Source organism: Polynucleobacter brandtiae (assembly GCF_002797575.1).
Classification (GTDB): Bacteria; Pseudomonadota; Gammaproteobacteria; order Burkholderiales; family Burkholderiaceae; genus Polynucleobacter; species Polynucleobacter brandtiae.
Genome location: NZ_PGTX01000005.1, coordinates 1 through 16,308, shown reverse-complemented (window position 1 = coordinate 16,308; position 16,308 = coordinate 1). Strand labels below are relative to the sequence as shown.

The following is a 16,308-nucleotide window of genomic DNA, read 5'->3' as shown; positions in this document are numbered from 1 at the left end:
GGAGAAATAAATGCCAGATAAACACCTTTCGTCACAATTTGATGCCGATTTAAATTCACTTTCCAGTCGCCTGTTGGAAATGGGCGGGCTAGTAGAGTCTCAGATCTCAAATGCTATGCGTGCTTTCACGCAAATGGATGTTGAGACTTGTAACCTCGTCATTCAAAATGAAAAGATGGTTAATGATCTGGAAATTCAGATTGACTCCGCTTGTACTGAATTGATTGCTCGCCGCCAACCTACTGCCCGTGACTTGCGTTTGGTGATGGCGGTTTCAAAAGCGATTACCAATCTTGAGCGTGCTGGCGATGAGGCTGAGCGTGTAGCAAAGAGAACTAAGCGTTTGATTGAGTCTGGCACGGCTCACAATATTAATGTTGCAGAGATTCGGCTATCTGGTCAGATGGCAATTTCATTATTGCGCCGAAGTTTAGATGCGTTTGCACGTTTAGATACGATTGCTGCAGCTGAGGTAGTAGAGGAGGATCGTCAGATTGATGAGGAGTTTAGAGCCTTTGTTCGTAAGCTAATCACCTATATGATGGAGGATCCACATACCATTACAGCAGGTTTAGATATGCTAACGATAGCGAAAGCCATCGAACGTATCGGTGATCACGCAAAAAATATTGCAGAGTTCGTAATATATGTTGCCAAGGGATCTGATGTGCGGCATATGCCTCGTGAAGAATTAGTACGCGAGGCCAATAAGCCCTGAGCATGGAAATTGTCCAGCGGATTTTAGTAGTGGAAGATGAGCCGTCAATTGCTGAGCTTATTTCTATTAATTTGAGCCATGCTGGCTATCAGGTTGAGAAGGCCCTTCAAACTGAAGTTGCCCTCAACATAATGCAAGAGTCATTGCCCAGTCTTTTGATTTTGGATTGGATGCTACCTGGCAAGTCTGGAGTTCAATTTGCTAGAGAACTGCGTGCAAATGAACGCTTTAGAAGTCTGCCTATATTGATGCTAACCGCTAAAAGTGACGAAGCGGACAAAGTATTGGGTCTGGATTCAGGTGCAGACGATTACGTTACCAAGCCCTTTTCACCTAAAGAGCTTGTCGCGCGGGTGAGGGCTATCTTGAGGCGCCAGCTTCCTTTGGAGGAAACGGGCTCCGTCCCATTATCAGTCGGTCCTTTGAGATTGGATCCCTTATCTCACCGCGTTACTATTGTGATCCCGGATTGTGATTCTGCGACGGTCTCCTTGGGTCCAACGGAGTATCGGCTTCTTCAGTTCTTGATGTCAAACCCAGAAAGAGTCCACTCCAGGGCTAGTCTACTGGATAAGGTTTGGGGTAACGAGGTCTATATCGAAGAGCGTACGATCGATGTTCATATTAAAAGACTGCGAGCAGCATTAGCCCCCACTGACAGCGATCGTTTTATTGAGACAGTGCGTGGAAGCGGCTACCGCATTACCAAGATTCCCACCCAAACCTAGGCCGTGATTCGCTAACTTACGACGTTTTTTAACCGCGAATCTCGAATGCTCTAAGATTGCGGTATGTTATCTATTTTCACTCGGTTTATAACCCTCGTTGGTTTGGCGTTTATAGCTGCCTTCATTGTTCAGTCTAATTGGGGAGGCAGCTGGGCTATCGCCACGGGGATTGCCACCCTGGCAATTCCCTTGATTTATTCTTATATCAATTTAGCCAGGCTCAAAAATCACATCCTCCAAGATACGGTTGACACTATGCCTCTGGCTAGTGGCTTTTGGGAAGAGGTTTTCTTTCGACTACAGCGCTTAGTGAAGAACTTAAAACAAGAAATAAGAACAGTGGAGCAGCAGCATGCACGTTTTATAGAAGCCTTTCAAGCGTCTCCTAATGGCATCGTGATGCTAGATGATCAGGATCAGATCGAGTGGTGCAATGCAATCGCCGAACGTTTTTTTGGATTGAAATTTAAGCGTGATGCAATGCAAAGAATTAATTTCTTATTACGTCGCCCAGAGTTTATTCAATATCTCAACAAGCGCCATTTTGAAGCCCCTCTATTGCTAGAGCGCATGGGTCCGGCAGCAAACTTAAGCTTGCTGTTGCAAACATTCTCATTTGGTGACAAGCGTCACCTTTTATTGGTGCAGGATGTAACAGATTTACAAAAAGCGGATGCTATGCGTCGCGATTTCGTAGCTAATGTTTCCCATGAAATGAGAACCCCAATCACTGTATTGATGGGTTTCTTGGAGACTATGCAATCGATTGATCTGGATAAGTCTCAGCGAGATCAGTACTGTGAGTTGATGATGTCACAGGCGCAGCGGATGAAAAGCTTGGTGGAGGATTTATTGACTCTTGCTAATTTAGAGGCCAACACCTTGCCAGCGCCTATGCAGGCTATCAAGCTAGAGGCAGTAATGGCTTTATTAAAGAATGATGCTGAGGCACTTTCACAAGGTCACCATACCTTTAACTTTGATCTTGAGAGCCCTAAAAATTTAATGGGAGATGAGCGAGAAATTCTTTCGGCATTTAGTAACTTAGTATCCAATGCGGTTCGATACACACCTGATGTTGGGTCGGTTAGCGCTAAATGGTCTGTCAATGCAGAAGGTCAGGGCGACTTTTCTGTGACAGATACGGGGCCAGGCATTGCGTCAGAGCATTTATCACGCCTAACAGAGCGATTCTATCGCGTCGATCGTAGTCGATCTCGAGATACTGGCGGTACGGGTTTAGGTTTGGCAATTGTGAAGCATATTGCCAATCGTCATCAAGCTCAATTAATTATCGAGAGTACTCCTGGCATCGGTAGCACCTTCACACTGCGTTTCCCAAAAGAGCGGATTGCAAGCTAAACAAAATCATTAATCCTGATTTTATTCTTTATTCTTTATTATTTTTATTAGCTATTCCTTCCTATCTTTTTTCTTTGCTTTCTGCTTCTTAGATTCCTTCGGGAGCTTATCTAGTTTACCGTTTGCATATAAGCACCACACCTTAATTTCTTCTAGTAGCTCTACAAGATCCTCATAAGGTAGTTTTTTAAAATCAATTAAGCTGATAGATCCAGATTCTTGAAGCTGCACTACCGCATCTTCATAGTGATATTTGCTCATCGAGTAAGCGCCCTTAAGTTAATGCTTTCAAATGAATACTCAGACCATATCAAGCTAATATGACATTCTGAAGTCAGCTTATTTGAAGGTAGGCATTAAGTTGTCATATTCTTGGATTAGGATTCGAATATGAATGTATTGATCGAAAAACATCGCTTCCTTATTACTTGCCCATGCTGTCAAGAAGTCCAAATATTAAAGGTGCAAGATTGTCTTTCGGAGTAGTTTTATCGTTGTCCATCTGAGCCCCACTATTAAAGACCGTTTCAGGGGGCCGATGCATTTTTTGCGGCTACGGTAGTCCAACTTGCTTTAATCCTGAGAAAAATCTTGCGTATTGGTACTTTGTTCCAACGTTTGCTGATTTATTGGTGGATAAGCTCTAGTTATTGCATAAAATAGATCCTTTCAACTAGCCCGCTACCTTTTCCCCTGGAAATGCCTTGACCCTATTTAAAGATGCTTCCGATGACGACTATTTAGACCTAGTTGCCGCAGTTGACCTAGGCTCGAATAGTTTTCGGATGCTGGTAGCTCAAGTTGTTCAAACTCCCTCTGGCACTCAGCTTCGACCAATTGATACTTTGCGAGAATCCGTTCGCCTGGCGGCAGGTCTTACAGATAACAAATTATTAGGTAGTGAGGCCTATCTGCGTGGCCTAACAGCGATTCGTCGTTTTGGTGAGCGCATTCGGGGGTTTGATCCTGCTAGAGTGCGGGCAGTAGCAACCAATACCCTACGCGTAGCTAAGAACGCTCCCCAGTTTATTCGGGATGCTGAGGCAGCCTTAGGCTTTCCAATTGAAGTCATTGCAGGGGTCGAGGAAGCGCGCCTGATTTATATTGGTGCAGCCCATGAAGTGCCCTCAGTCCAAGGCAATCGCTTGGTAGTCGATATCGGCGGTGGTTCGACGGAGCTGATCATTGGTAAGGGCTACGAGCCTAAGCTAATGGAAAGTCTGTATATGGGCTGTGTTTCTCATAGCTTGCAATTTTTCCCTAAAGGCAATATTGATCCTCACGCATTTAGGGAGGCCGAGTTGGCGGCAAGGCGGGAAATTCAGGTCATTTCCAGCGCGTACCTCAAAAGTGGCTGGAAGCAGGTTATCGGGTCGTCTGGCACGGCACGCGCTCTGGCAGATTTGATCAGCGAGAATCATTTTAATAGTCAGGCCGATGATGGCTTATCAATGGGTCGCGTCAACGGTAGCAGTGGGTTAATAACCCGCGAGGGCTTGCGAGCGATGAAAAAACATCTTCTCAAGTATGACCATGTTAATAAAGTAGAGTTGCAGGGCTTAAAAGATGACCGCAGAATGGTCTGGCCAGGCGGTCTTGCCATCATGATTGCCATTTTCGATGAGCTCGGTATTGATAGCATGGAAGTAACCGATGCTGCTTTGCGTATCGGCGTTCTTTATGACTTACTGGGTCGATCACAGCATGACGATATGCGCTACGTCACAGTAGAGCAATTCATGCAGCGTTATGCAGTAGATCGTGAACAAGCGAAACGGGTGAGTGAATTAGCCGCAGAATTTTTAGGCCAGCTTCCAAAGCCCAATTCTGAAAGTAGGGATGACAATATTGCATTACTACAGTGGGCAGCCAACTTACATGAGATTGGTTTGTCTATTTCTCACAATGGCTACCACAAGCATTCTGCTTACATTGCCGGTAATGCGGATATGCCTGGTTTCTCAAAAAATGATCAGGCTCGATTAGCGGCATTATTGATTGGACATGCTGGTAAATTGGGGAAGCTTGCGCATAATGCTAGTTTCCAGGACTGGCGGATGCTGTTTTGTCTCAGACTTGCTCAAGTTTTATGTCGCGGCCGCAGTGATGCGAATTTACCCAAGGTAAAACTGTCGGAGCATGAAGGTGTTTATGCGGTGAGTCTATCCAAAGAATGGACGAGTAAACATCCCTTAACTGAATTTAGCTTATTAAAAGAGGCCGCCGAGTGGGAGCGTGTCGGCCGACCTTATAGGATTACCTTAAAGTAGCTTGAAACTTAAGCACCAAAAAAGTGTTTTGCATAGCGGGGATTAATTTCCGATAGGCGCAACATAGTTAAGACGTCTGCAGTATTAAAGTCTGTATCCCATGCTGGAGCACTACAGATCTTGGCACCCAGTTTGAGGTAGCCCTTAATTAGTGGGGGTGGCTCAACATCTAAGCCTCCGTTAAGGCGGTCTAATGGTAGTGGTAGACGAGGAAAGGCATGATTTTCAACCGGTGCCATTTGATCATTACTGAGTGAGTTATAAAAGCTTGCTGCAAAATGCCCCCCATCTGCCATCGGAATACTGGCACACCCCAGCATAATCTCATAATCGTGTTTGAGCATGTATTGCGCGAGGCCACTCCATAAGGCCATGATGACGGCGCCTGAGCGGTAGTCCATATGAACACAGGATCTGCCCAGTTCAACCATTTTTGGACGTAGGTGATTAAGGCGGGTGAGATCAAATTCAGAATCTGAGTAGAGACGACCAATTTCTAGGGCTTTGTGGGGAGGCAGTACGCGATAGGTACCTACAACTCTGAGTGTCTCTTCATCACGAATCAGGAGATGGTCGCAATAAGCATCAAAATCATCAACATCTAAACCTTCAACATGGTGCGGGAGATTTGCACCCATCTCCTCAGCAAATATTTTGTAACGTAGGCGCTGTGCCTCTTTTACTTCTGCCGGGCCGCTTGCCCAGGAAATGCTTAATGCGGGCAGCTTTGATTTTGCTACCGCTTTTACTACTCCTTTTGCCATGACGACTACGGGTTCAGGTGCCACATGATCTGCTCTAGAGCGGATTGCAAATTTCTTACCAAATAATTTTTTAGCTAGTTTTTTGGAAAATATTTTCTTGATAGCGCCGGCTTGTATTTTTTTAAATGCTTTGGGTTTTTGCTCAAAACGTGAGCTAAAAATATCAAATGGAGAGAATGGATTTGGAAGATCTGCCATGATTTAACCTCTTAGTAATGTAATGGATCGTAAAAGTCTTTTATGACGATTGAATGACAATGGGTAAGCTGATCGTTGCCCACAAAAGGGCTGAAATGAATAGGGCAAGCATGACTGCAGCTGAGCCAAAATCCTTTGCTCTTTTGGATAGATCATGATGCTCAAAGGAGATGCGATCTATGGCTGCCTCCACACTAGAATTTAAGAGTTCAACTACGAGTACCATCACTAAGGAAGAGATCAGAATGGCTTTTTCTAATGGGCTAATTGGCATTAGTAGCGCTAAGGGTGTGAGTAATACTAGGAGCGTTAATTCTTGTCTAAAAGCACTCTCTTCTTTAAAAGCATAAACAATGCCGCACCAAGAGTTTTTAGCGGCATGCCACGCTCGTGTAAGTCCGCGGTTGCCCTTGTGGGGGTTCTGATCAATGTGATAGGGGGCGCTCACAATGCAGGCCTAAGCGATAGCGGTTTGGTGTACTGCTGTTGAAGGAACGGGCTTGAGGTGATTTGCAAACTGTTCTGAGGCTGCTCTCCAGGAGAATTTCTCAGCATGTGCCCTAGCAGTTTCTCGGGGAATTTTTAATGCCTGCATACAGGCCACTCGCAAATCATCATGCATTGCCCCAGCGGGTGAGGTGCCCAGTACATCAATCGGACCCGTTACTGGGTATGCTGCAACGGGTGTTCCACAAGCCATTGCTTCTAATAGAACTAAGCCAAAGGTGTCTGTTTTGCTCGGAAAGACAAATACGTCTGCCGCAGCATAAACCTTTGCCAACTCTTCTTGCTGTAAAACACCTAAGTAATTAATGTTGGGATATTTTTCTTGAATGCCAGCCATTGCTGGGCCATCACCCACCACCCATTTAGATCCTGGAAGATCAATTTCTAAAAAGGCATTAATATTTTTTTCTACCGCCACGCGACCCACATATAAAAATATAGGGTGTGCAGTATTCAGTGCTTTGGAGGCCTGTATTTTGAAGATATTTAAATCCACGCCACGAGACCATAAAACGACATTCTTAAAACCGTAGTCCTCTAAGTCTTTTTTAACAACAATAGTAGGGGCCATAACGGCCATAGAAGGCCCATGAAACCAGCGTAGAAAAGTATAGGTCCAGGCTAGTGGAATGCCAATACGTGCTTTGACATACTCTGGAAAGCGGGTGTGATAAGCGGTAGAGAAGGGTAGGTTATTTTTAACAGCATAGGAGCGGGCTGATAGACCTAAAGGTCCTTCAGTCGCAATATGAATCGCATCCGGTGCAAAGGCTTTTATCTTCTGAGCAACCCGTTTTCCTGGAAGGATCGATAAAGAAATATCGGGATAGGTTGGACAGGGAATGGTATTGAAGTCATTGGGAGTAATCATTTCTACTTCATGCCCCATAGCGACTAATTCTGCGCAGGTTTGCTTGAGGGTTCGAACTACGCCATTCACTTGGGGATCCCATGCATCGGTAACGATCATAATTTTCATGTTGTGGCCTCTAAGGTGGGTAGTAAGGTATTGGATGGGGAAATCACTTCTGCTTCCTCTACTGGATCACCTTTAATGTGAGTCCAATAAATCAGTTTGAGTTCGCCGCTGGTGGTTTCTACTAGCGCAGAAAGGCTTTCAACCCAATCACCATCATTGCAATAAAGTAGGCCATCAATTTCCCGAATCTCGGCCTTGTGAATATGGCCGCAGACTACGCCATCACATTCGCGAAGACGCGCTTCTCTGGCCATGATGTGCTCAAAATCAGCGATGTAGCTCACTGCATTCTTTACTTGGTGCTTAAGGTATTGAGATAGAGACCAATATTGCAGCCCCATTTTGACTCGAACCCTGTTGTAGTAGCGGTTGATGTAAAGAATAAAGGTGTACAAAGAGTCGCCTACATAGGCTAACCACTTGGCGTACTGCATGACGCCATCAAAAAGATCGCCGTGGGTAACCCAAAGCTTGCGACCATCTAAAGTGGTGTGAATCACTTCCTCTACTACTTGAATATCCCCAAAGGACATGCCAAAGTACTGTCTTGCGCTTTCATCATGGTTTCCGGGAACATAAATGACTTCCGTTCCTTTTCGCGCTTTACGTAATAGCTTTTGGACAACATCGTTATGGGATTGGGGCCAGTAGAAGGTTTGCTTTAGTCTCCACCCATCAATAATATCTCCGACCAGATAAAATGTATCTGCTTCGTTATGTTTTAAAAAATCGAGGAGGTAGTTAGCTTGACACCCTGCTGTTCCCAGGTGTACATCTGAAATCCAAATCGCTCTGTAATGCGTCATGAGAACCTATTAGGCCCGCCCTATGTGTAAGCCTCATGACATTTATGTGTCAATTGCATGACTTGTTTTATATTAACGATTACTCATGAATTCCTCCCATTACAATCCACGCCAAAAGATACCCTCTCAAATAAAGCAATTTTGGATATGGGCCTTATTAGCAGTACATATTTTGTGTGGTGTGGGTACGCTTTGTTTTGTTTTTCCTTTTTTGGATCGCCTGCATAAGGATCAAAAAATTCAAAAATGGTCTCACCGTTTGCTAGTGATTCTTAATATAGAGCTATTGATTCATGGTGCGGGAACGGCAATAAACTCCCCGTATTTGATGGTCTCAAACCACATCTCTTGGTTAGATATCCATGCTATCAATGCGTTCAAGCCGATTCGGTTTGTCGCTAAATCCGAGGTAAAAGGTTGGCCTATTTTTGGCTGGATGGCGGTTCAACTGGGCACTGTTTTTATCCAGAGGGATAGTGCGCGGCATGCGAAGCAGGTAGGCAGTCAGATGGCCGTAGTTCTTCAATCGGAGTCTGTCTGTATTTTTCCCGAAGGGACGTCCACCAATGGCCAATCAGTATTGCCATTTAAGCCTAATCTCTTTGAGTCAGCGATCATTTCACGAAGCTTGACTATTCCCTTGGCTATTCAATATAGGTCAAAAGTAAGCGGTTTAAGAACAGAAATCCCTGCTTTTATTGGGGATATGGGTTTATTAGAGTCTATGGCCAAAATCATTGCTACATCAGACTTGCAGGCCCATTTAACCTTGTTGTCTGCATATTCTTTTGATTCAGGGGGGGCTCTCGACCGAAAAAAATTAGCATCTTTCTGTCAAGAATCGATTGCTCAGGCCATTTAAAAGAAGCTTTAATGAAAATGTCATATCCTTGGGCTATAAATAAAGCATGACTAAGGATAGTTAAATGACATCAAAACATCACGAGATGGCCGAGTGGTATCGCCGTGCCCAAGAAGAAATTCTCGACAGCATGGATGAAGAGCTCGAAATGGAGCTCGATGATGACCGCATGTCACCAGATGGAGAATCAGGCTCCGGAATGTCTCGACAGGTCTACTTTAAAGAGCTCTTTCGTCTCCAAGGTGAATTAGTCAAGCTTCAAGACTGGGTGGTTGAGAACAAGCTCAAGGTCGCTGTTCTATTTGAAGGTCGTGACTCTGCCGGTAAGGGTGGGGCAATTAAACGTATTACTCAAAGGCTCAATCCCCGCGTATGCAAGGTAGTGGCCTTGCCTGCACCAAACGAGCGTGAGAAGACACAGTGGTATTTTCAGCGTTACATTTCTCAGTTACCTGCAGGTGGTGAGATTGTTTTGTTTGATCGTAGTTGGTATAACCGCGCCGGCGTTGAGCGGGTGATGGGCTTTTGTACCGACTATGAGTATGAAGAGTTCTTAAGAACGGTACCAGATCTTGAGCGCATGATGATCAGCTCCGGAGTCATTCTGATTAAGTATTGGTTTTCAATTTCAGATGAGGAGCAGTACAACCGCTTTATGATGCGCATTCACGATCCTTTAAAGCAGTGGAAGCTGAGCCCGATGGATCTGGAGGCTCGTCGTTTGTGGGAGGCCTACACCAAAGCCAAAGAGACTATGTTAGAGCGTACGCATATTCCTGAAGCCCCATGGTGGGTTGTAGCAGCAAATGATAAGAAAAAAGCGCGCTTAAACTGCATTACTCACTTGCTTGATCAAATTCCCTACAAGGAAATTGATCATCCTGTCATTACCTTGCCAAAACGGGTTCACAACCCAGATTACCTGCGTGGCCCGGTCCCCCCTCAGATGTATGTGCCTGAAGTGTATTAACTGCGCTTTACAAGCCGATGCATAGTCAATGACTAGATAACTCTACGAGTCAATGACCAGATAACTCTATGACTCAATGAGTCACTCAGGCTAGACAATGTTAATCTCTTACTAATATTAGGAGATGAATGAAATGAAGGCAGCAAAGCTAATTACGAATCGCGAATTTAAGCTACTCATCAAGCCCCAGGGCTTAGATCGTAGAAGCCGAATAGCTGCCTTAAGTGATCAAATACTTTCATTTTGTCAAAAAAGTAAAGTGGAGTTCTTTCATCTTGACAATGCCACGACGGGCTTGCGCAATATCTACTTTTACGACACTCCTGGTGAAGACTTTCGCCGTAATAATGTGATCTTGCGTGTGCGAGAATCGCGCCAAAATATTTGGGTAGATGATTGGTGTGAGGTCACCCTAAAATGTCGCTCAGGCGATCTTTCGCAAGCCACTCAATTTAACCCTGCACCTAAAAAAAGTATTCAATCCCGCTTACGCCTCAAAGAGGAAATCTTGCGTGGTGATGCACTGGGGTCTCATCGAGCAATTTATTCAAATAATGCAATATTGGATGCAGTACCGATTGATAGCTTATTTGAGGGAACCTTTGCTAGCGTTGCCAGGTACTTCCCCGGTATGCTCATGCTACCTATTGATAAAAAAACCCCTGTCAGAATTGTAGGTGGGCGGACCAATAAAGTGTTGGAGGCTTGCCTGCCTATTGGTAATTTAGTGTTTGGTGATGGGGTTCAAGCGCATTGTGAAATTGCTATTTGGATGAAAAGTGTCGGCGATCCTATCGTGGGCGAACTGGCCTTCTCCTATCGAGTTAACAATAAAAACAGATTGCAAGTAAAGGCACATCAGCGGGCAGATACATTTTTCAAGAAGCTTCAATTGGAATTAGCAGATAGCCTAGAGATCGGTAGCACCAAGACAGCATTAATTTATGGAAAGCCAGAATGAGTGCTTTGCCTGATCATCGGGCGGAGCTTACTCAATCCCCTAAGGCTACAAAGCTGATTGATCTATTTACGCAGTTTCTTTTGATTGGGGCTATCAGTTTTGGCGGCGGAATTATTGCCTATGAACGAATCTTGCTGGTAGAAAAACGCCAGTGGCTATCCGCCGATCAATTTATGGCGTATTTAGCGATCAGCCAAACGATGCCAGGACTTAACTCTGTCAATCTTGCTGTTTTAGTGGGCAATCATTTACGAGGTCTAACTGGAGCAATCTTAGCGCCGCTAGGTTTAATTTTTCCTGGTTCATTATTTATTTTGGGCGTGGGTGTTATTTACGTCAGTCAAGTCAATCATCCACTAGCTAACATTGTTCTAGGTGGTATTGCAGCATCAGCCACCGGCTTATTGACTGCGATTACTTACCGTATTGGCGATCAGCATTGGAAGCACATTAAATCGCTGAGTATTATTGCCAACACTTTTTTACTGATGAGTATTGCTAAGCTATCTCTCCCATTGGTCCTATTGATCATGGCGCCCGTGGCGATCTTCCTCTATCGCCCCGGTAAAACTGTATGAGTATTTATGTTCAACTCATTTCTAGTTTTGCCATGCTCTCTGTATTAGCAGTTGGTGGCGGAACAGCCGTATTGCCAGAAATGCAGACCCTCTTAGCACAGCAATTTGGTATCAGTCATGAGCAATTTATTCATATCTATAGCATTGGTCAGTTAGCGCCTGGCCCAAACATGCTGATGATATTGTTAATTGGCTATCAGATTGCTGGCTTCATTGGTGCGGGTTTAGTTTTATTATCATTTTTTCTACCATCTAGCATCCTGTGTTTGTCTGTTGGTCGCTTGTGGGATCGATTTGGTGAAAGCCCTTGGCGAAGAACGTTACAAAGCGCCCTAGAGCCTATCTCTATTGGCTTGATGTCTTCAGGCGTATACGCTGTTGCTAAAGCATCCATCATTAGTCCTGCTTCTGCTGCTCTTGCTTTAATTACCTTTTATCTTATTTTGAAAACCAAGATTAATCCTGTTTTCTTAATACTGGGCTCTGGTGTCTTGTGTGCTGTGATGAGTGCGTACGTATAGCATCAGAAAGTTCCGCGTAAACCTATCATTAAGCTTCTGCCGGGCTGTGGTGCGTATAGTCTGACTGCCATCGGTGTTGTTGCATATCGGATTTGTTCATTGAGTAGATTTTTGAGATTCATATAAACGGTCCAATTGACCTCTCTCACTCTTTGGGTATAAGAAATACCTGCGTTCAAAAGGTTATAGCTTGGTGCGGGTCCTTGCTCCCAAGAGGCAAGTCGATTTTGCTGATAGCTATAAATATAAGTCGCATTACTTAGCCAACCATTTTTCTGATGGGCTAGCTCTACACCTAGGCGTGGAGCAGGTTGTAGCGGAAGATTGCCACCAGCATCAAAAGTTCCCTGTGAGGCATCAGCAAATGCGCGACTAGCTAGGCCGGTTTGATTCCAGTTGTAAGTTAGCTCACCTTCAATACCCTTAATCGTCGCACTAGCTTGTTGTGCTGTCACTACGTTAAATCCACTGGATGTGATGGCATCCCCTGTGTAGAAACCATAAATATAGTTATTAAACCGATTGGCATAAGCACTTGCCTTCGCTCTGATGAGGCCGCTGGTTTTTTGAAGATTGAACTCTAGGTTATGTGATGTTTCTTTATTGAGGTTGGGATTGCCAATATCAAATGTAGCGGTGGATTCATGTGCGCCATAGGAATAGAGTTCTTGTGCGCTTGGCGCGCGCTGCGATACCGTGTAGGCAATTCCTGCACCTTGCCCCGGTGAGTAGTTCCATAGGCCGCCAGCCGAGTAAGAGAATAAATTGAAACTTCGATTCTGCAGGCTAATGCTCGGTGTAGAGTTCCCAATACTCATTACTTCAGATGTGAGTTCTGTTCCAAGGTTTGGCTTCTGAGCGACATTGTTATAGCGCAATCCTAAATTACCCTGTAGCGAATGCCACTTTCCTTCCTCAATCCAAAAGAAGGCGCTAGAATTTGTTTTAGTGGGTGGGACGATTGCATAGCTACCAGTACTTAACTCTGTTGCATTGAGCGAGGCCGCTGATACTTGAGCCCCTACAATGCCTTTCCAACCAGCAAGTGGGTTATGGGCTAATTCAAAGCGCGCTTCATTAGCAATATTTTTCCATTGCGATGCTGCTACACCAGCATTCGTAAATTCAGTGTGGCTGTAATCAGAATTGGCTGCACTAAATTTAAATGACGAAAACCCATCAAAAGGATCACGTGTTTGATGTTGAAGGTCATAGCGATTCTGCGATTGCTGAATATAGCCACCCTCAGGAGTGGGTATGCCGTAGTTATTATTCAAGCGTTCCACAGAAACACCGGTATAGCCAGATTGCCCAATATGAGACACGCCAACACCGAGGTTATTTTGATTGCTAGATGAATAGGGTAATTTGCCACTGTAGTTATTGCCACCATTCCCACTGGGTGGCACAGTCCATCCTCCCACAGGCTCACCTTGTGACTGTGTTGAGTTACCGGGGATCCGATAGTTGTTAGCATTGTTGATGGCGGTATCTACGTGAACGGCAACTGCTCCAAAAGCACTATCAAGCTCTAAGGCGCCCGCTCTGCCAGTGTTGACTGTTTCGTAACTAGAGTTAACGGCACCCGTTGGTCTGTCAGGAAGATTTGTCAGGATTCGATCATTGACAACGTTGACTAAGCCACCACTGGAGCCAGAGCCATAGAGTAGGGCCGCAGCGCCACGTAAGATTTCGACTTGATGGGCATTTTGCATGTTGTTTCCGACGGCATGGTCTTGCGAAATGTTGCTGACATCGCCTACGGATAATCCATTTTGCAAAATTTGCACTCGAGAGCCCTCCAGCCCCCGAATCACGGGACGAGAAGATCCAGCACCATAGCCAGTGGCGCTTACCCCCAATTCATTTGCGAGCGTTGCACCTAGAGTGGAGCCCAGTTTATTCAGAAGCTCGTCACCTTGCAGGATCTTGGTAGGCGTCAAAATGCTCTGGGTTGCTTCTTGTGCTCCAGTTGCGGTGATTTCAAGGCTAGGACTTTCAGCCTGAGCAAACGTGTTGCCCACAAATAAGGCGCAGACTAGCAAGGCTATTGCCTTAGATCTTGTAAAAAAATGATGTGAAGAATGCATTTATAACGCCTTACCTTGCATTGCCCAATGCTAGCTGGGCAACTGATAGTTCAATAAACAGATTGGCCATGATGATGCTTGACCATAAGAGGATTTACTGAGTCTAGGTAAGGGTAGGTGGTGCTCGGGTTTGGTATAGCCCGACAGGAGAGCGAGCAAAATTTGGAATTTCTAGTGGTTCAACAACGACAAATGATGAGCTAAGGCCAATGGGTAGCCGGTGATCTGCGGCTATAAATCCAGCAAGTGTTAAGGCGTCTAGTAAATGACAAGCTGCAGAGCTATGGCCCAATGTGGGGCTCTGGTCGGCGTAGCTGATGACAGCCTTTTCTTGGACGATTCCGGAGTGTGAAATGCCATGAGCAAAGCCTATCCAGTGATTGCCTAATACGCTCGCAAATAAAAAGCTCAGGGCAATAAGGCCTCTGATTTCTTTATTCAATTTGCTTGTAAATAAGGCTCTCATGCACGCATATTACAGGATTTGCCCCCGACAGCAAACGCGGTGTACAATATCGATTCCGTCGGAGTGTAGCGCAGCCTGGTAGCGCACCTGCTTTGGGAGCAGGGGGTCCAAGGTTCGAATCCTTGTACTCCGACCACTTTCCCCTTTAGTAAGATAGTCCCAGTACACACTGCCTATAGCTCAGCTGGATAGAGCAACGCCCTTCTAAGGCGTAGGTCGCACGTTCGAATCGTGCTGGGCAGACCAAATCTTCTATCTTGATCTTTGTATTAATAGCTGGATAATCAATAACATGAAGCCCTCTGTTGCCATGAATGCCAACCGTGCCGAGATTCGCTCAATTATTGAAGCGCATCATGCTAGTAATGCACGCGTTTTTGGTTCAGTTGCCAATAGCACCGATATTGATGGTAGTGACTTAGATGTCTTGATTGATCCTACTGCCGAAACAACCTTATTTGATATTGGCGCAATCCGCTATAAATTAAAGCAATTATTGGGTGTTCCGGTGGATGTTTTGACGCCTAATGCTTTGCCAGAAAAGTTCCGCAACTCAGTGATTGCAGGCTCAATGCCAATATGACGCGTGATCCACAGCGTTTACAGGGCTATTTAGAACACATTCTTGAGGCTGTAAAGCGCATAGACGGCTACTGTGCCGATATTGATGAAGTCGGTTTTATCAGTAGCCAATTAATTCAAGATGCGGTGATTCGGAATTTCGAAGTAATTGGCGAGGCAAGTAAGAATATTGAGCGCCATTTTCCTGAATTTTTAGCTAAGCATCCTGAACTTCCTTTGTTGGCTGCCTATGAAATGCGCAATGCATTGGCACATGGTTACTTTAAGGTGGATCTGCAAATTGTTTGGAAAACAATCGAGATTAATCTACCTAACCTTGAAACCCAGATAACAAAAATAATAAAAGATCAGTAAAAACAAGGCCAAGTTTGCTGGTTCGAATCGTGCTGGGAAGGCCAATTTTATAAATTGAAAATAGCGTAATCGATTGGTTCTCACTGTAATCGGGTCGGATTCGTTGGTAGGGCTGATCTTGTGGTGTCGGTTTGACCCGACTCCAAATGGGGTGGGGCTAATATTACTCAGTGCTGATGGTTGCTTGGGGCTGATTAGTTAGTGTCGGTTTGACCCGACGCCAAATGGGTGGGGCCTCAATAAGCAACTAGAGCTAAAACCACCTTATTAAACGTAGTTTATAAAGTTCTATTCAAGCCTTTACAGAGTCTATTATTAGATATAAGTTTAAGGATACAACTAGGTTAGTACTGGTTTTAACAATATAAATTATAAAAATTCATGTCATCAATCACTAAGTCCTTGGTTTACTATGCACAAAAGATTACCAAGGCGGGTAGTGATGATTTTTATGTTTAAATATTATCCCGCTTTCATCCTTCTGTAGTTCCTAGTCATGGTGACCTGTCCTGGGATTTTCAGACCAAACTAATTTAGAGATAATGACTCCTCCTTGACTAAAAGGAGTAGTACATGAAGAGAGCCCGATTTA

Annotated in this window: 18 protein-coding genes and 2 tRNA genes; 13 read left to right on the top strand and 7 right to left on the bottom strand. The window is 44.7% G+C overall.

Annotated features, from left to right (window positions below; all coding sequences use genetic code 11):
- The first annotated feature begins 10 nt into the window (after positions 1-10).
- The 3 genes from phoU to phoR all read left to right on the top strand — a co-directional run bounded on the left by phoU (position 11) and on the right by phoR (position 2,808).
- Positions 11-718, top strand: a complete 708-nt coding sequence (gene phoU, locus B0G85_RS08845; RefSeq protein WP_100380101.1) for a phosphate signaling complex protein PhoU — start codon at positions 11-13, stop codon at positions 716-718.
- A gap of 2 nt (positions 719-720) precedes the next feature.
- Positions 721-1,446, top strand: a complete 726-nt coding sequence (gene phoB / locus B0G85_RS08840) for a phosphate regulon transcriptional regulator PhoB (protein ID WP_415836320.1) — start codon at positions 721-723, stop codon at positions 1,444-1,446.
- Between the two features lie 63 nt (positions 1,447-1,509).
- Positions 1,510-2,808, top strand: coding sequence for a phosphate regulon sensor histidine kinase PhoR (phoR, locus tag B0G85_RS08835; RefSeq protein ID WP_100380100.1), 1,299 nt, complete (start codon positions 1,510-1,512; stop codon positions 2,806-2,808).
- Between the two features lie 51 nt (positions 2,809-2,859).
- Here the strand turns inward: phoR and B0G85_RS08830 are convergent, their stop codons facing one another.
- Positions 2,860-3,069, bottom strand: coding sequence for a hypothetical protein (locus tag B0G85_RS08830; RefSeq protein WP_100380099.1), 210 nt, complete (start codon positions 3,067-3,069; stop codon positions 2,860-2,862).
- Positions 3,070-3,512: 443 nt separating this feature from the next.
- On the opposite strand from B0G85_RS08830, the gene ppx reads away from it, so the two are divergent.
- A complete protein-coding gene (ppx, locus tag B0G85_RS08825) occupies positions 3,513-5,078 on the top strand; it encodes an exopolyphosphatase (RefSeq protein ID WP_157799308.1) in 1,566 nt (521 codons plus the stop codon).
- Positions 5,079-5,086: 8 nt separating this feature from the next.
- Here ppx and B0G85_RS08820 read toward each other — a convergent pair whose 3' ends face one another.
- From B0G85_RS08820 to B0G85_RS08805, 4 genes are read right to left on the bottom strand one after another with little or no spacing between them, the layout of a single operon-like run.
- The gene (locus B0G85_RS08820; RefSeq protein WP_198508790.1) at positions 5,087-6,040 is read right to left on the bottom strand and encodes a GNAT family N-acetyltransferase; all 954 of its coding nucleotides are present in this window, start codon (positions 6,038-6,040) and stop codon (positions 5,087-5,089) included.
- Positions 6,041-6,080: 40 nt separating this feature from the next.
- Positions 6,081-6,488, bottom strand: a complete 408-nt coding sequence (locus tag B0G85_RS08815) for a diacylglycerol kinase (protein ID WP_100380098.1) — start codon at positions 6,486-6,488, stop codon at positions 6,081-6,083.
- 9 nt (positions 6,489-6,497) lie between these two features.
- Positions 6,498-7,526, bottom strand: a complete 1,029-nt coding sequence (locus tag B0G85_RS08810; protein ID WP_100380097.1) for a glycosyltransferase family 4 protein — start codon at positions 7,524-7,526, stop codon at positions 6,498-6,500.
- Positions 7,523-8,332, bottom strand: coding sequence for a UDP-2,3-diacylglucosamine diphosphatase (locus B0G85_RS08805; protein ID WP_100380096.1), 810 nt, complete (start codon positions 8,330-8,332; stop codon positions 7,523-7,525). Before B0G85_RS08805 ends, B0G85_RS08810 begins: the two co-directional genes overlap by 4 nt.
- Before the next feature lie 85 nt (positions 8,333-8,417).
- On the opposite strand from B0G85_RS08805, the gene B0G85_RS08800 reads away from it, so the two are divergent.
- The 5 genes from B0G85_RS08800 to B0G85_RS08780 all read left to right on the top strand — a co-directional run bounded on the left by B0G85_RS08800 (position 8,418) and on the right by B0G85_RS08780 (position 12,224).
- Positions 8,418-9,194: a lysophospholipid acyltransferase family protein gene (locus B0G85_RS08800; RefSeq protein WP_100380095.1), complete on the top strand. Its 777-nt coding sequence runs from the start codon at positions 8,418-8,420 to the stop codon at positions 9,192-9,194.
- Between the two features lie 64 nt (positions 9,195-9,258).
- The gene (gene ppk2 / locus B0G85_RS08795) at positions 9,259-10,164 is read left to right on the top strand and encodes a polyphosphate kinase 2 (RefSeq protein WP_100380094.1); all 906 of its coding nucleotides are present in this window, start codon (positions 9,259-9,261) and stop codon (positions 10,162-10,164) included.
- Between the two features lie 124 nt (positions 10,165-10,288).
- Complete coding sequence (locus tag B0G85_RS08790) at positions 10,289-11,125, top strand: CYTH domain-containing protein (protein ID WP_100380093.1); 837 nt, start codon at positions 10,289-10,291, stop codon at positions 11,123-11,125.
- Positions 11,122-11,703 carry a chromate transporter gene (locus tag B0G85_RS08785; RefSeq protein WP_100380092.1) on the top strand — a complete coding sequence of 194 codons (582 nt, stop codon included), beginning with the start codon at positions 11,122-11,124 and terminating at the stop codon, positions 11,701-11,703. The genes B0G85_RS08790 and B0G85_RS08785 overlap by 4 nt, the downstream gene beginning before the upstream one ends.
- Positions 11,700-12,224: a chromate transporter gene (locus tag B0G85_RS08780; protein WP_100380091.1), complete on the top strand. Its 525-nt coding sequence runs from the start codon at positions 11,700-11,702 to the stop codon at positions 12,222-12,224. The genes B0G85_RS08785 and B0G85_RS08780 overlap by 4 nt, the downstream gene beginning before the upstream one ends.
- Before the next feature lie 2 nt (positions 12,225-12,226).
- On the opposite strand, the gene B0G85_RS08775 is transcribed toward B0G85_RS08780, so the two are convergent.
- Together B0G85_RS08775 and B0G85_RS08770 are read right to left on the bottom strand one after the other, a co-directional pair.
- Positions 12,227-14,314, bottom strand: coding sequence for a TonB-dependent receptor (locus B0G85_RS08775; RefSeq protein WP_100380090.1), 2,088 nt, complete (start codon positions 14,312-14,314; stop codon positions 12,227-12,229).
- Positions 14,315-14,417: 103 nt separating this feature from the next.
- On the bottom strand, positions 14,418-14,756 hold the full coding sequence (locus tag B0G85_RS08770; RefSeq protein ID WP_157799307.1) for a hypothetical protein: 339 nt from the start codon (positions 14,754-14,756) through the stop codon (positions 14,418-14,420).
- Positions 14,757-14,839: 83 nt separating this feature from the next.
- Between B0G85_RS08770 and B0G85_RS08765 the strand changes: the two genes are divergently transcribed.
- The 4 genes from B0G85_RS08765 to B0G85_RS08750 all read left to right on the top strand — a co-directional run bounded on the left by B0G85_RS08765 (position 14,840) and on the right by B0G85_RS08750 (position 15,716).
- A tRNA-Pro gene (locus B0G85_RS08765) sits at positions 14,840-14,916 on the top strand.
- A gap of 33 nt (positions 14,917-14,949) precedes the next feature.
- Positions 14,950-15,026, top strand: a tRNA-Arg gene (locus B0G85_RS08760).
- Positions 15,027-15,072: 46 nt separating this feature from the next.
- The gene (locus B0G85_RS08755) at positions 15,073-15,363 is read left to right on the top strand and encodes a nucleotidyltransferase family protein (protein WP_100380088.1); all 291 of its coding nucleotides are present in this window, start codon (positions 15,073-15,075) and stop codon (positions 15,361-15,363) included.
- Complete coding sequence (locus B0G85_RS08750; protein ID WP_198508789.1) at positions 15,360-15,716, top strand: HepT-like ribonuclease domain-containing protein; 357 nt, start codon at positions 15,360-15,362, stop codon at positions 15,714-15,716. Before B0G85_RS08755 ends, B0G85_RS08750 begins: the two co-directional genes overlap by 4 nt.
- Positions 15,717-16,308 lie beyond the last annotated feature (592 nt).

Excerpts from the sequence above, each read along its gene's own strand:
- phoU (WP_100380101.1), top strand. The coding sequence starts at position 11 with ATGCCAGATAAACACCTTTCGTCACAATTTGATGCCGATTTAAATTCA.
- phoB (WP_415836320.1), top strand. The coding sequence starts at position 721 with ATGGAAATTGTCCAGCGGATTTTAGTAGTGGAAGATGAGCCGTCAATT.
- phoR (WP_100380100.1), top strand. The coding sequence starts at position 1,510 with ATGTTATCTATTTTCACTCGGTTTATAACCCTCGTTGGTTTGGCGTTT.
- B0G85_RS08830 (WP_100380099.1), bottom strand. The coding sequence starts at position 3,069 with ATGAGCAAATATCACTATGAAGATGCGGTAGTGCAGCTTCAAGAATCT.
- B0G85_RS08820 (WP_198508790.1), bottom strand. The coding sequence starts at position 6,040 with ATGGCAGATCTTCCAAATCCATTCTCTCCATTTGATATTTTTAGCTCA.
- B0G85_RS08810 (WP_100380097.1), bottom strand. The coding sequence starts at position 7,526 with ATGAAAATTATGATCGTTACCGATGCATGGGATCCCCAAGTGAATGGC.
- B0G85_RS08805 (WP_100380096.1), bottom strand. The coding sequence starts at position 8,332 with ATGACGCATTACAGAGCGATTTGGATTTCAGATGTACACCTGGGAACA.
- B0G85_RS08800 (WP_100380095.1), top strand. The coding sequence starts at position 8,418 with ATGAATTCCTCCCATTACAATCCACGCCAAAAGATACCCTCTCAAATA.
- ppk2 (WP_100380094.1), top strand. The coding sequence starts at position 9,259 with ATGACATCAAAACATCACGAGATGGCCGAGTGGTATCGCCGTGCCCAA.
- B0G85_RS08790 (WP_100380093.1), top strand. The coding sequence starts at position 10,289 with ATGAATGAAATGAAGGCAGCAAAGCTAATTACGAATCGCGAATTTAAG.
- B0G85_RS08785 (WP_100380092.1), top strand. The coding sequence starts at position 11,122 with ATGAGTGCTTTGCCTGATCATCGGGCGGAGCTTACTCAATCCCCTAAG.
- B0G85_RS08780 (WP_100380091.1), top strand. The coding sequence starts at position 11,700 with ATGAGTATTTATGTTCAACTCATTTCTAGTTTTGCCATGCTCTCTGTA.
- B0G85_RS08775 (WP_100380090.1), bottom strand. The coding sequence starts at position 14,314 with ATGCATTCTTCACATCATTTTTTTACAAGATCTAAGGCAATAGCCTTG.
- B0G85_RS08755 (WP_100380088.1), top strand. The coding sequence starts at position 15,073 with ATGAAGCCCTCTGTTGCCATGAATGCCAACCGTGCCGAGATTCGCTCA.
- B0G85_RS08750 (WP_198508789.1), top strand. The coding sequence starts at position 15,360 with ATGACGCGTGATCCACAGCGTTTACAGGGCTATTTAGAACACATTCTT.